The sequence below is a fragment of the Carboxylicivirga sp. genome, assembly GCF_982718395.1.
The window spans coordinates 1-15,401 of the sequence record NZ_CEXQWX010000050.1 but is presented as its reverse complement, the minus strand read 5'-3'; the positions used below and the strand labels follow the sequence as shown (position 1 = coordinate 15,401).

Here is a 15,401-nt window from a genome sequence, read left to right as displayed (position 1 = left end):
ATCCGAACTGTTCGTACAGCCATTATTATCTTCAGTCCAGGTGAAGGTGTAAGTGCCATATTCGCTAACTATGATTTCTGTATTGGGATCGGTATTACCTGTTGTATAATCAACTATTCCGGCTCCACTGCTCTTACTCCATGTGCCGGTCCCAACAGAAGATGTGGCGTCCAGCGTGTAAGACAATCCGCAGGTAGAAGCATCCGTGCCGGCATTGGAGATAGGTGCTTCAGTAAAGGTGAGTGTTATGATAGCTGAACTTGAACAACTACCACTGGTTTCTGTCCACGTAAGCTCATAAATTCCATATTCGCTGACGGTGATCTCGGTATCAGGATCGGTATTTCCAGTTTTAAAGTTGACACTACCTTGGCCACTGCTCTTGCTCCAGCTACCTGAACCAATAGAAGGAGTCGCATTCAAGTTGTAAGATAGTCCACAGACATTTGCATCTGAGCCTGCATCTGCAACTGGAGGTTGAGCATCAAAAGTTAGAACCATTTCATCAACATCAGTACAATCACCATTACCTTCCCACCACGATAAAATATAGGTTCCATATTCGTTTACAGTAACCTTTGATTGAGGATCGGTACTATTACTAAAACTTACATTACCGGGACCACTTTTTTTAAACCAGGAACGACTACCCACTGAAGGAATTGCATTTAAAGTATAAGTCAGATCACAGCTACTCGCATCCGGCCCCGCGTTGGCTACAGGTTGCTCATCGACGGTAAGTAGAACTGAATTTGAAAAAACAGAATCGCCACTTACACTTATCACTAAACAGCGATATTTGTTTCGATCAAAATCTACAGGAGTGTTGTTTATGGTTAAATCTTTTGTATTGAAATTACTATAATTAAGAACATCATCTATATCTTCAAATCCACTACCTGTATCAACCTGCCATACATACGTCTCAGCATCTGTCGCTTCAATTGAAAAACCTATATCACTTGAAGAACAAATGGATATATTAGAAGGATGCTTGGTTATAACAGGAACGACAGTGCTGTAGTTAAGATAGTAAGGATAAAGTGGATCAAGTGCCAAATCATTCATATTTCCGTAAGCACAATTAGAATGCGTATATGGATCGGATGGTGCCGTACAATCAAACACCTGATAGTTAAGTTCATTATCAGTTATTTCTGTTGGGTATACAACTTTGGTAAATACCTTTGGTTTTAAATCGTTATGTCTAAATTGATTGGTGTAACCCGAAACATATTTGATTGAGTCTCTAACTATAACATATGAGTCATCTATCAAATGTATATAAGTGGATGGATCAACATTTAGGTTACCATATACTATTAATGTACTCATTGACCCAATACTCATTGTACTTGATTCTATGGTAAAATCTCCGTTAATAATTAGTGTATCCTGATAATTAATGGTAATACTCTTGCTGTTGATAAATAAATCACCCTTTAGTATTACTGTACCCTGAATCACTAAATTATCATCAGGTAAGTTTGAAGAAGGCGGCGTGTTTCCCCACCAGGTATATGAATCGTTCCAATCACCGGTATTATCAGGTCGCGAAGTATGTTGTGCCAAAAGCGCATTAGTAACCAATAACATTAACATCACAATATGGAATGGCAAGCCTTTTCGGATAAAATACATCCCGAACTTATATATTTCGCTATACTCCTTAAGAAACCGGAACCTGGTCATTTTTCTAACAAATAAAACAATTGTTCTCAATACCACATTTACAGTAATAAATGCTACTTGTACCGAAGCTACCATTAAGCCCTACGTGGTTGTACAAGGTTTGGTTGTCTTTTTTTATAAGTGTTCGATTAACATTTATAAATACCTACCAAACTGTTAATTTTGAGCGATTTTAGTTATATCTAAAATCGACATTTCTCGTTTAAACTATCAAACAAAAGTAGCGCAACACGCATTGCACTCCAATTTAAGACAGATTAAGAATATTGAAATGATATTAATAACTGCTACGAGGATATGATATTATGACAAACGTTTTGAATAATTACACGAGAAGCCTCCATCGTGTCATTGATACTTTTCATTTTTCTCATATTATAGTGATTTAGGATTTTGATCGATTGAAAATAGATAACCTGCTACTTTTCAACAATTATTCCGTACATATTTTTATGAAGTAGCCTATTCTTTCGATAAATGCATACATTACAACAATGAATGTGTTGTTTTCTTGGATTTGAAAACTAAAGAAATATGTTCAAAGTGATCTCGTTTGGGCAAATGTGACATTGTTTCAGGTAAATATAAGGGTGCTACATCATATATAGTTCGCTACCAGATTAACTTGATCATTAACTTTAGCCCGTTAAACTTTGTCATTGATCTATGGATTTTCCATTTCAATACCCAAAAGAATTGGTCTCATTTGAGTAAATAATTGGATCTTTGACAACTGATCTTTAATTATATAAACATGATTCCTAAAACATAAAAACTTGATAATTAAAAGGTTGATTAATTATATAGCTGACATAGCCAGCCCCAAACATTATGAACTTTGCATTCATAACCCTAGTGATGGAATCCTTGTATAATAAGGATTCCATAAGGTTAACTACTAGCTGTCTATTAATATAAAGGTGTTATTCTTTATTCTTCTTTTATCCTGACTTTTAAAAAACCACTATTATTACCATAGTAACCATTTAGGTCGTTGGCAAACGCGCATAACTCACCTGATTTAGCAGGTGAATAATTCGTTATTTTATTACCAATAGCAAAGGCATGGTTATCATCAGCGCCAATGCAACCACACAGAGTAAACCAGTTAACGTCCTGACCAATGACACGGCGGAATGGTTCAGCCAACTTGATTGGTGCTTCACGCAATCCCCACCTTATATCATTTCTGGTCCAGCCATCACCATCCAGATCTTTGATGCTACCGTCGCGCCACTTGTATTTATCCAGTTCAATAACCTCTATGGTGTATTTCTTATCCTTATCAAGGTAAATTCCTGTGTGGTTATATTTCAAGTGCGCATAAACACGTGTGACGAGTCCGTTTTGAGTGGGTACTTTAAAGTTACTTTTGCTTTTAAGTTTATGATCTGAAATTCCCCTATATTCAATCTGCGAATCGTCCTGATAAACTAACTTGTATTTTTGATTATACAATGACTTAGGTTTGTAATTCCTGTTTCTGCCTATTCGATCAGCTACCGACCAGTGCACAACAGGTAGTTCATCCGTATCAATTTGGTCATTTTTAATCACACAGCACAAACGGTCGGTTAAAGTTAAATGCGAAATAATCGGCAGTCGCTCTTGCTGGTGGTTAACACCTAATGGATTCGGATCGATTTGCACATCATCGGCATCGATTTCAAGCTTAGAGTCGGCATCAAATATGTGTGTATAATCAATATTCTTTGACGATTTGAACCTGATTTCAAGATCTGGTAGCTCTTCAAACCAGTCTAAAAAGAAGCGTAACGCATTATCGGATAATCCGTCGTAGTAGTAACCACCACCTACATCGCCATGCGCTCCTACAAACCAAACTTCGTAAACACGTTCATCCTTATTCATTAGGGTAGGCTGAAAAGCTTTTCGCTTATCATCAAGCGACACCAGGTGCAATGCTTTCAATACATTGCTTGGTAAGGTATGCCCATGTTCAAAAACCACATCGGTTGAAGGACGGTCTTCTTTCTTAAAGTTAGGTAATCCAATGGACGCAACTGTATCGAAAACACCTTCGATAATGATCGGTCTGTTAACAACCTTGTTGATAATAGCCGCAAAACGCCGTGCCAGAGCAGCACCCCGGCTAAATCCCGTAAGAACTATATAATCAATCTCATCATTGAAATTGTTATTAAAATCTTCCCGGGCCATATTAAGTATTGTGGCTACATCCCTGCTTTCCTTTGCCAGACCAGCATTAAATTTTCGTTGGAAAAAATTACCGTAGGTACCAATACCATTATAATAGAAGGTTTTTGAACCTCCAGGCAAATTGCTTTCACCATTTTCGCCCTTTAGGTTGCCTCCCAATAGCAAATGAAACTTTAGCACATTAGTGATACTGTCATCTTCTACCCTGCCGTCCATGCGCTTGTCCTGCATCGCATCTGCAGGCTCATTATCGGTACCATCGAAATTAAAGAATAGTATTTTCTTCATGTGTCTATATTTTGATTTTTATTTGTCAGACGGAACTCTCACACTTATGCTATTTTGTAATTCATATTGAGGTTACACAAAATGCTTTTTCAAAAATTCTATTCCATTTTTATAGAAAATGGCTTCCACAAAGGCTGCCGGATCAGTAATCAGGTCGCTGGCATAAAGCTCAATAGCATCTTCCAGATGATCCTGCAAGTATTCAAAATCCTCGGCTGTGGGGCAGCAATCAATAGCATTAATCAGACCATCGAAGTCCGAACCAATCACAATATGTTTTCCCGGATCTATGTTGCCATCGATACTTTGTCCCACCTTCATAATGTGCATAATATTATTCAGCAGGTGTAATAAGTGGATGCGTCGATTATCCATACTTCGTTTAGGCCCGTTACCAGCTAACAATCTTGTTTCTTCCTCCTCATGCTGCTGTTCATCCAACTCATCGGCCTGGTTCTCATCATCATCCATTTCTCGGTTCTGAAGTTCAGTCTGTGTCAATGGTGCAATAAATTCGTCCCATTCATCATTGCTGATAAATTCTTTGCTCTTATTATTTTTTGAAAAGCCCAGTACACGTTCGTCCAGTATTAATCCGATTAATCCACCAGATTTGAGGATGGCCACAATGTCTTCATCATACAGGTTAATACTATCAGGATTAAAACTGGTACCATCGATATACCCCTTCTGACGATCGTACTTAACCTTGTAAACAGGGTGGGCCTTCTTTTTACGAATCTTTGCAATTGGTTTATTGTGCCACGAACAACCTGTAACAGCTACATGAGAAGCTATTATAGGTTTATCTTTATATGTTTCGTAAAACTGTTTTCGTGACACCATACTTAAGTGCTTAATATCAATCAGGATAGGTTGTCCGTCCAGTTGATCACTCAGGCAGGTTTGAATCACCTGATGTCCTTTGTCTGTAATTCCATTGCCCCTGGGCAGGAAGGGCTTTTTACCAAGGATTTTAATGGCAAAGGCATGGTTGGCGAATACATTCTGGCTAATGTGTGTCAAAGTTAGATACAATAAACGCAGAGGATTACCATTACGATATTCTTTAAGCTTATTGACAATTATATTGATATCATCTGACTCATTACGTCCATAATATAACCCATGACCTCCTTCAAGCGAGGCAATCAAGTGAAGTGTATCCAAATCATCCGGATCATATTCATCCATTGAGCTAATCCATTTAACACGCTCCCAGGGCTCATCCTTATTAACCGCATGATTAATAACCGAATCAATCTCCTGGTCCAACAAATCGGGGTAACAATACCCCTTTACCTTCCGGGCAATACGTCTGATTTGTCGTTTATCGACATAACGCACAGGTCCGGCAACCGTCTGTACCAATGCACCTTTTAAAAAAGCAGTTTCAATGGCCATGAGACCCACGCAGGCCAGATTGCAATTACCATCAAGCAGTTGATTCATGTTTGACTGTGAATCAAAAATCTTATTCGCAATATTATCTACTTCGTCCCAGGGGCTTAAGCGATGCCTCTCAAGGGTCAACATCGGTTTTAAGGTGGGGTGACAATGTAAATCAAAGGTTTTCATAGTGCTTATTTTAAAATGTATTTATTCTGACTCGCCTTGTAACTGCGTTTTGGAAATTCATCATCTCCATTCAATACCATCTCTATGTCTTTAATTACCGTTGCACTGTTTTTATAGTACCAATGATCTATTAATTTTTCGCGACCAGTTTTCTGATCAGATATTTTGGTACAATCAACAACTGTAACATTATTAGGAATATTAAATGGCTTAACGGGGCCGTTTTTACCCAAACGACTTTCAAAATTCTTTGTGTACTTTGAAATACGCAAGGCATCATCACTTTTGTGTGTATACACATGCAGACGTTCACAAAAATCATTAATATTATAAAGGGGATTGCCTTTTTCAAAGGTGTCATGTTGGATATCGGGTGCAGCCAGAATAATTTCACTAAAAACCTGGCCTAAACCTGAATAATGGCTTTTATTAATGTGATCGACCATCTGCTCAAACACACGGGTTCCCAAACTATGCGCCATTAAATGAATGGCATTCCCACAACGTTTGTCAATTCCAACAACTTCACTGAAGAATTGAAGTAACTTTTGCCAACTCTTGGCTAATGCCTCGCCTGCAAATAAAGCATCAGACCGGTCTGAAGGGTATTGAGTAAGTTTGTTATTAGAAGGCCAGGTAAAACCAACAATTCGTGCAATATTAGAACTTGGATTATCCACATAGTGCTTTTTGAGATGTTTCATATTGTTTATGAAACATTCAAACCCGCAATAGAATCCGTGAATAAAGACCAAAGTATCATTCTTCAGGTCATCACTCTGCATCTCCTCATACAATTTATGAAACCATTCAGCCGATCCTTTTCGATTTTCTGAATTATAATGAATGTCTTCATAGGTTTCCTGTCCATTCTCATCGTATTCTACTGCATCCGGGATAAGCCTGATTTCTTTAGAGTCAACATCTAAATATCCAAAGCGAAGATTCATTGAGGCACCGGCCGAATGGCGGGTATCCACCTTTTCTACACCATTATCTTTAATAATACTGCGATTGGTAAAGAAAAATTGTTCCATTTTACATAGGAATAATCGGTTAATACTCAGTAACAGTGAACTTAGCAAGTTGCATTGTTCCTGTACCTTTTCATTATTGCATTACCGATTAGCAGATAGAGTTAATAAGCAGTGGCTCCGAAGCCTTCATTAAAAAAGTAGTAGTTGAAAATTATGGTTCCCGATTCGTTTACAATAAACCACCTTTAATAATATGCTTACTGACAAGACTTAAAATAAACTCGTAATACAAGAAAGTCAAGTCTTTTATTCCTTTTTATGATGAAGGCTGGTTATCCACAAGCCCTTCTTTTGAAGAATGTACCTTAGAGATTTAAAAATCTGATTGAACGAAGTAAAATCTTAAACACTAATCTGTATTAGATATCATTTAAGAATGATACGAAATGTTTTAAATAAACTATCCATAGTAAGCTCCGAGGTATTGGTCGCCGCAACCGAAATGGCTCCTATGCTTTTAATATTCATGACTGATACCATTGATGATCAGGTACTGTTTTATCAGATACAAAAACACCGGCTACAGTTTTCTCAACCATAGCCGGTGCTTATAAAATCATCTGAAACGATAATTACAATTCTTTGTTATCGCAAGAGTCATTAATGACTTAAATACTCTGATAAATCACTCACTTTTTCTCCATCAGGAGTTACAACCTGTAGTTTTAGGTTTTCGCCCCCTGTTGCTTCAAAATAACTTACCTTAATTGGGTATGTGCCAGCTTTTAGTGCAACGTTTGCCTTTTTATAAGTCATTCCATGGTATCCATCATGATCGATAATAACCTGGTTATTGAGGTATAGTATTGAACCATCATCAGAACCTAAGCTAAGTTTATACAAACCATCTTGTGGAACGGTTACTTTACCCTCAAACACTAACCCAAAATGATCTTCCGGTGCATCATCAGGAATTATGATTCCATCTGCAACAAAAGTTTTTCCTTTCGCCTGTTCTACCTTTTTACAGCTATCAAACTTACCTGCAACCAACTTACCCTTTAAGCCCTTATTTTTGCCAGGTGTTGCAGTTCCTTCCATAAACGTAAGCCTAACCGCCTCAACTTCCAATACATCACTCTTTTCTCCATTCTGATTGATTGCTACCGCCTTAACGGTTAACTCTTTATCAATTACAATGGGGTCAGTATACAATAATGAAGCTTCGGTTGGAGCCGTTCCATCCGTTGTATAGTACAATTGACTACCAATTGCATTATTCTTTAAACTAAGTGTTTCATTATCCAAAAACTCAACTTTTGATGCTGAGGCTGTCGGCATCAATATTTTGTTAAAGTAATTAACACCAAGTAGATCCAAACGTTTAAAGTGATGATTCAGGCGTTCTGCAAAATCATCAAAATTGCGTTTATCGTACTCTAACCAACCTACTTCTGAAACAGCGCAAGCTCTTGGGTAAGCCATGTATTCAACATGGTCGCTGTTAGGCATATATTCGGTCCAAAGGTTACCCTGAACACCGATAATGTATTTTCTTTCTTCCTCTGTTAGTTCCGGCGAGAAAGGATTATATGAATACACCTTATTGAGTGTTAGGAAACCTCCGATAGCCAATGGTTCTTTTTCAGGATTATTCTGATAGTGATCCAAATAGAAGTGTGAATTTGGCGTCATAATCACATTGTGCTTTTGTTTAGCTGCCTCGATTCCACCCTTTATGCCTCTCCACGACATTACGGTTGCATTAGGCGCTAATCCTCCTTCTAGTATCTCATCCCAACCAATAATATCTCTGCCATGACTGTTTAGGAATTTCTCAATACGGCTGATGAAATAGCTTTGCAATTCATGTGCATCTTCACAATGCTCATTCTTCATCCGTTTTTTACATTTCGGGCACTCATTCCATCTATCCTTCGGACATTCATCGCCTCCAATATGAATATATTTTGACGGGAAAATATCCATTACTTCCAATAACACATCTTCCAAAAACTTAAAGGTATTCTCGTCCCCGGCACAATATACTTCTTTGAAAATACCCCAGGTAGTAGCTACTTCGTACGGACCACCAGTACAACCTAACTCGGGATAAGCTGCCAAAGCTGCTTGGGCATGCCCAGGTAATTCAATTTCAGGGATTACTGTGATGTGACGCTCAGCTGCATACTTCACGATCTCACGAGCTTCCTCCTGCGTATAATAGCCTCCGTAAGGTTTTCCATCATATTGAGCATTGCTGCTACCTCCATGTCCTACACGTGTTTCGGCACGATGAGCTGCTATTTCAGCCAATTTTGGGTACTTTTTAATTTCAAGTCGCCAGCCCTGGTCTTCTGTCAAGTGCCAGTGAAATACGTTCATCTTATGCAGGGCCAACAAGTCGATAAACTTCTTAATAAAATCAACCGGGAAGAAGTGACGACCAACATCCAAATGCAATCCACGGTAAGAAAAGAATGGCGAATCATTGATTTCAACAGCCGGAATGGTCCACTTAATATCCTTTACCAATTCCGTCGACTCAATCTGAACCGGCATCAACTGACGCAAGGACTGGAATCCATAATACAAACCAACCGGATTGTTTGATTTAATCAACACTCCTTTAGGTGTAACGGTTAAAGCATAACTACCTTCGTTCCCCTCAATACTAGCGTCTTCAACCAGGTTAATGGCTCCTTCAACTAATTCTTCTGAAGTTGCTTCTTCCACCGCCAAAGTTAAACCGGTAGCCGGCTGAACAAAATCAGAAACAGAATTGGCTACAAAGGCACAGTTTTCACTTCCCTTGTAAAATACTTTTGTGTTTTTAGTTAGTTTAAAAACACCTTCTTTCTTCACCAAATCTTGCGGATATGGTATAATGTTGTATTCATTTGCAGGTTGTTCGCAACACGAACTGACCAGGATTGCTATAATAGCAATCAACATTGTGGCTATTTTTTGCATTTGTTATTGTATTGTTTGTGAAATAAATGGTTTCAATTACTTACTCTTAATAAACACAACTCCGTTTGAATCATTACCCAAATCGCCTCTTACTTTAGCCTTGATAGTGAAAGCAGCTCCGGTTTCATATTCATCAATGGTGAATTTATAAACATTGTTTTTGTTCTCTCCACCTGTAAAGCCGTCATGTATATCTTCAGTTATCTTATTTCCGTTTTTGAATACTTCCACCGATTGTATATCCAATCTGTAGTTTCCTTCGGTAAATAAGAATGTCAACTCGTATTCTCCATTCTTATCTATTTTACCGGTAGCATTCAGTTCCAGTTCTCCAAACTCTTTACCTTTAATATTGGATGGCTTCCATTCTCCAACGAATTGTCCGTACTTCTTAAACTCCTCATACTTCTCCGGGAAATATAAAGGTAAAGAGTATTGCTTACGGTTAACAACCGTGATAGCCTGGAAATCAGTTAATCGATCAATCATTACCGGAGCTTCATATACATCGGAGTATGGGTTTGGTTTTACACCATCTGTAGTATATCGAATTTGAGCTCCTTCTACTACATTTTCTAAACGAATTTCGAATTGATTTCCTTTCTTTTCTTTACTAACCAGTTTTGGTTGAGGAACACGGTAACCATAACCAGCCTGATCTAATCGTGGATAATGAGTCGCCATACGCTTTTCAAAATCTTTCCATTCTTTATCCTCAGCGGGCGTCCAAACTGCTTCCGACAGAGCGGCCATTCGTGGGAACGTCAGATAATCAAAATATTTTTCTGAGCGATTCTCGTTAATCGGTGCAATCTCCTGCAAAATGGTACCATGTATAAATTGGTCGGACCAAAGTGTGGCATGACCTCCTAATACCTGTGAACGATATTTCTCATCAAGTCCTTTAATCATTGGGTTTAGAGCATAGGTTGCTTCCAATGAAATTGGAGGTAACCAGGTAGCAGCTTTCACTTCGCCCGGTATCTTACTTTCAGCAACATCGAAGTAGCAATGTCCGGTAAGTGCCATCACTACATCATGTCCATCTTTTGTTCCTGAAATGGCTTTCTTCTTATTATGCCATATCATTCCAACCGCTTTTTCATCTAAGCCTTTTTCCAGAATTTCGTCCCAGCCAACAATGGTTTTTCCATGCTTCTTAACCATTTCCTGCACACGTTTGGTAAAATAAACCTGCAGTTCTGCTTCGTTATTCAAACCAAGATCTTTTTTGCGTTTCTGACAATGTGGACATTCCTTCCAACGATCATATTTAGCTTCGTCGCCTCCAATGTGAATATACTTAGAAGGGAATAGTTCGAAAGTCTCTTTAAAAACATCATCAAGAAATTCAAATGTTGACTCTTTACCAACACAATATAAATCGCGACTGATAAAATGTTGCAACGGTACTTTAAACTCTTTTTCGGTACATGATAAGTGCGGATAGGCAGCTATGGCTGCTAAGGTGTGTGCCGGAATTTCAATCTCAGGTATTACTTCTACATTACGTAAGGCAGCATAAGCAACAATTTCTTTTAGGTCTTCCTGAGTGTAATAACCTCCTGTTCTTTCATGTCCCTCGCCTCTGAATCCGCCAATAGATGTAAGTTTCGGATATTTTTTAATTTCCAAACGCCAACCAGCATCATCAATAAGGTGTAAATGAAGAACATTCATTTTGTACATGCCCATCATATCAATCAAGTGCAGCACGTAATCTTTATCGTAAAAGTATCGACTGGCATCGAGCATCATCCCACGCCACGGATATAAGGGTTCATCTTCAATATCAGCCCCTTGAATATTCCAGGCAACATCCCGATGACGCAATTTATTATATACCTGGGCAGGCATTAATTGAAACATAGTTTGAATGCCATTAAACACTCCTGCAGATGACTGACCACTAATAATAACCTGTTCGGATGATACAGACAGCGTGTAGGCCTCTTTATTTTTACTTATTGATGAATCAACCTTCAAAAGAATGCTATTCTTTTTTGCTTTTGCTCCTTTTGCTAATTTAAAATCCCAACCCGTAGGTGCAGATAAACTCTCAAATAAATAATCAGCCAGTTCATTCAATTGCTCATCGTAAACAATCTTGGTATCCTGATTTAAATTGAATACTTCTTTCTTCTCCTGATACTTTAATGGTTTCGGTATTAAATCTGTTGCCATTGCTCCAATATGAAACAACAGCACAAAAATACCTAAGGTTAATACTCTCAAAATTTTCATAATTATTACTTGTATTGATTTTTATTATCGATCACTCTTCTATCTGATTTAAAGGATTGTATGTTTTAGGCTTTACTTGTTCTGAAAGACATTATTTGGTAAAGATGTTCCTTCAATCAAAAGTACCACAACACCATGCTTATCTGCTTTAAAAGTTCTTTCAGGTTCCGATGACGTTTGATATTGTTTCTTTGACCATAAATCCTTTATGCGATACCCTTTTAAAGGATCGATCCCAACATCTTTCAAACTAAAAGAAATGTTGCTTTTCTTGTTATCTCTGTTTAATAATGCCACCGCCACCTGTCCACTAACTGTAGAAAACAACGGTCGGGCAAATACCTCTGTTTCGCCATTGTCCAATACTTTTCGTGCCTGATACGCAAAAGGATTCTGATTAATATCTATCAGGTCTTTATTGGAAATAATTTCCAGCGTTTCTTTGCTCATTTTTGTCAGATCATTACCTAATAATAACGGGCTTGTCATCATACACCACATCGAAAAATGTGCTTTATCTTCTTCATAGGTCATACCTCTGCCTACCTGCAACATATCCATATCATTATAATGACCCGGGCTGCAGTATTTCCATAATTCTTCATTTATATCTACGATGTGTAATACCGATTCATATTTGTTAGCAATATCACCTGAAATTCGCCAGCTATCTGCAATAGTTGTTGCCCATTCTCCGGGAAATTTCCATCGACAGATATTGTATTTAGCCTCTGGTTTTATCTGTTTAATCCTGTTGGCAATCTGAGTATATCTGATCCTCTCATCAAGTCCCAACCATTCGCCACCGCACCAGTCAACTTTTATAAAATCATAATTCCAATCTACCAACATCGTTGTTAAATCGCGTTTATCATGACCATAAAGTCCCATTCCAAATCCTATTGTATCCTTGTCCCAATAAGAGGCACAAGTGTTGATGCCCGCATCGGAGTAAATTCCAGCCTTTAATCCTTTACAATGGATATAATCACTTAACTCAAGCATTCCTGATGGGAATCTCTTGGCATGAGCTGTTAATTTTCCAATTTCATCCCGTCCACCAAAAAAACCATCATCAATATTAATGTATTGATATCCCAAGGTATCTAAACCCAACTCGATCATGGCATCTGCTTGTTGACGAATAATTTCTTCGCTAATATTAATACGGTAGTTATTCCAACTGGCCCACCCCATCATGGGCTTATGGTAGTCCTTGCTCTCAAAATGTGCGGCGACGTCATGCTGTCCATTACTATGACAGGTCACTATGACTGTCAATAAAAGGGTAATAAGCTTATTTCTTCTTTCCATTGTGCTAATATACATCATTAAATCTTACTTTTCCTTGCTTTACCAATGTTTACAAAAGAAAAATAACATTTTGAAATGGAAAAAATAATCAAATCAAAACTTTAAATAAGATGATATTGCTTATTCAAAGATTATATTGGTAGAAACACATCACTCGTCGTCCGACTTAAAGACATCAAATCAATTTAGTCGGACGACGAGTATCGCAAATATGCTTTACAACTTACAGGGAGTTTATTGCTGTCAATAAGGCCTTGACATTCGAGGTTCATCTAACCAATTTTTCACCGCTCTTTCTAGCTCTTCAACAATCTCCGGGTATTGATTAATCAAATTCCATCGTTCATATGGGTCCTCCTCCAGATTGTATAATTCAATTGGTTCTCCCTCTCTCGAAAGTAGTTTCCAATGGTTCTTTCTTACTACTTCTGTTGCTACCGGTTCCGGTCTTTTATCTGTTACCACTGCATAGTTTCCATTTCGATTGTAATGATCGATTTGCCAAAAAACATAGCCACGATCCGGAACCGGCTTTCCTTTGATTAGCAAGGGCAGAATATTCTTCCCATCAATTTCCAATTTATCCGTTTGAACACCGCCAAGAGCACAGAATGTCGGTAACAAATCATTTGTATGAGCCAGTTCATTAGTCTCTCCACCAGCTTTAATGCTTCCCGGCCACCAGGCAATTCCCGGAACACGAATTCCTCCTTCGTGGAAATCAACTTTGCGGCCTTTAAATGGTCCGGGACTTCCCTGATATGCAGGTCCGTTATCACTTGAGAAAATAATTAAGGTATTTTCGCTAATACCGAGTTCATTCAGTTTATCCAGAATTCTTCCAATGCTATAATCCAAGTGAGCCACCATGGAACGATATAGCAAATCGTCGCCTTTTGCGCGTTCTTTATAAGGATTAAGGCTATTTTCTGGGGCTGCTTCATAAGGTGCATGGGGTGCATCAAACCACAGGTTCAGGTAAAATGGTTTATTGCCTTCAACGCTTGATTCCAGAAAACGGAGTGCTTCATTGGTCTTCACATCAGTCCAATGGTCATCAATTGGTTTAATGATCTCATCATCACGAACGAGATGTTTGGCTCCGTCTTTATAGAGTCGTTTCTCAAGCATAGCCGGACGTCTGTAAAGCGGATCTTCCAACATAGCCAAGTAATGATCAAAGCCATGTTCGATTGGTCCGGGAATACTGTTGGCACGATCATTAACATGCTTTTCATTTAATCCTCCCAAATGCCACTTACCAATATGCATGGAAACATATCCTGCTTTTTTCAACATTTTGGGAATCGTTGGAACATCTTCCCGAAGATGCATCTCCTGATCATTAAAATGTCGGGAAACATTAAATCGCAAAGGCGACCTGCCGGTCATAATGCTAACCCTTGTCGGCGTGCAAACTGCAGAACCCGCATAAAATTGAGAAAAACGAAGTCCTTCCTGTGCCATCTGGTCTATTCGTGGTGTATTGATACGAACACTACCATAACAACTTAAATCGCCGTAACCCAGGTCATCAGCCAGAATTAAAATAATGTTAGGCTTACCGTTTTTATTCGTGTGTGATGCTTCTCCTGAAGATGCAGTTGGAAATAGTGCTATAACAGCTATCAACAAAACAACACATCTGATGTAACAAGGAATTTTCATAATGCGGATTTCAGATTTAAGCATTTTTTGAAGTTAACTTTGCGGAACAATTAATTTTATTTTTTCACCATCCTTCTCTGGTAAAAGGGCTTTAGTACGCACTATCTCTTTCTCCAATTCCTTCATCATCACATTCAGCTGTGTTTTGTTCGTTTCTGCCAGGTTTTGCTCTTCAAATGGATCTTCACTAAGGTTATACAATTCATAACGTGCCTCTTCCTTAACCGGAAAGTGATAAATTAATTTCCAGTTTGATTTAACAATACTCGTAAAATAACTTGAACGATGACCGTGCGGATAATGATTTAAAAATACCTCATTTCTCTTTTTGTTTTGCTCACCTTCAAGTTGCTTAATCAAATCAAACCCATCTGTAATATAGTTTTTAGGCATATCAATATCGACAATCTCACAAATGGTTGGAAAGATATCAATTACAGATCCGAGTTGCTTCTGAATATCATTCCCTTCTATATTTGTTTTTTT

General features: G+C 38.2%; 8 protein-coding genes and 1 pseudogene. All 9 read right to left on the bottom strand.

All coding sequences use genetic code 11. The features are described 5' to 3' along the window. Positions 1 to 1,767: pseudogene (locus tag AC4MRQ_RS11215) on the bottom strand (hypothetical protein); the annotation flags it as partial. 855 nt (positions 1,768 to 2,622) lie between these two features. After that, complete coding sequence (locus tag AC4MRQ_RS11210) at positions 2,623 to 4,161, bottom strand: phospholipase effector Tle1 domain-containing protein (protein ID WP_491197767.1); 1,539 nt, start codon at positions 4,159 to 4,161, stop codon at positions 2,623 to 2,625. Positions 4,162 to 4,233: 72 nt separating this feature from the next. Then, the gene (locus AC4MRQ_RS11205; protein WP_491197766.1) at positions 4,234 to 5,739 is read right to left on the bottom strand and encodes a hypothetical protein; all 1,506 of its coding nucleotides are present in this window, start codon (positions 5,737 to 5,739) and stop codon (positions 4,234 to 4,236) included. Between the two features lie 5 nt (positions 5,740 to 5,744). After that, positions 5,745 to 6,776 carry an alpha/beta hydrolase gene (locus AC4MRQ_RS11200; protein ID WP_491197765.1) on the bottom strand — a complete coding sequence of 344 codons (1,032 nt, stop codon included), beginning with the start codon at positions 6,774 to 6,776 and terminating at the stop codon, positions 5,745 to 5,747. Positions 6,777 to 7,376: 600 nt separating this feature from the next. After that, positions 7,377 to 9,689 carry a family 20 glycosylhydrolase gene (locus AC4MRQ_RS11195; RefSeq protein WP_491197764.1) on the bottom strand — a complete coding sequence of 771 codons (2,313 nt, stop codon included), beginning with the start codon at positions 9,687 to 9,689 and terminating at the stop codon, positions 7,377 to 7,379. A 36-nt stretch (positions 9,690 to 9,725) separates the two neighbouring features. Further along, entirely contained in the window at positions 9,726 to 11,933 is a 2,208-nt protein-coding gene (locus AC4MRQ_RS11190) for a beta-N-acetylhexosaminidase (RefSeq protein ID WP_491197763.1), read from the bottom strand. A 72-nt stretch (positions 11,934 to 12,005) separates the two neighbouring features. After that, positions 12,006 to 13,265: a glycoside hydrolase family 27 protein gene (locus AC4MRQ_RS11185; RefSeq protein ID WP_491197762.1), complete on the bottom strand. Its 1,260-nt coding sequence runs from the start codon at positions 13,263 to 13,265 to the stop codon at positions 12,006 to 12,008. Positions 13,266 to 13,490: 225 nt separating this feature from the next. Continuing rightward, complete coding sequence (locus AC4MRQ_RS11180; protein WP_491197761.1) at positions 13,491 to 14,915, bottom strand: sulfatase family protein; 1,425 nt, start codon at positions 14,913 to 14,915, stop codon at positions 13,491 to 13,493. 33 nt (positions 14,916 to 14,948) lie between these two features. Further along, a partial coding sequence (locus AC4MRQ_RS11175; RefSeq protein WP_491197760.1) for a sulfatase/phosphatase domain-containing protein occupies positions 14,949 to 15,401 on the bottom strand: 453 nt, incomplete at its 5' end.

Coding starts and splice junctions, on each gene's coding strand:
- AC4MRQ_RS11210 (WP_491197767.1), bottom strand. CDS start 4,161: ATGAAGAAAATACTATTCTTTAATTTCGATGGTACCGATAATGAGCCT.
- AC4MRQ_RS11205 (WP_491197766.1), bottom strand. CDS start 5,739: ATGAAAACCTTTGATTTACATTGTCACCCCACCTTAAAACCGATGTTG.
- AC4MRQ_RS11200 (WP_491197765.1), bottom strand. CDS start 6,776: ATGGAACAATTTTTCTTTACCAATCGCAGTATTATTAAAGATAATGGT.
- AC4MRQ_RS11195 (WP_491197764.1), bottom strand. CDS start 9,689: ATGCAAAAAATAGCCACAATGTTGATTGCTATTATAGCAATCCTGGTC.
- AC4MRQ_RS11190 (WP_491197763.1), bottom strand. CDS start 11,933: ATGAAAATTTTGAGAGTATTAACCTTAGGTATTTTTGTGCTGTTGTTT.
- AC4MRQ_RS11185 (WP_491197762.1), bottom strand. CDS start 13,265: ATGATGTATATTAGCACAATGGAAAGAAGAAATAAGCTTATTACCCTT.
- AC4MRQ_RS11180 (WP_491197761.1), bottom strand. CDS start 14,915: ATGAAAATTCCTTGTTACATCAGATGTGTTGTTTTGTTGATAGCTGTT.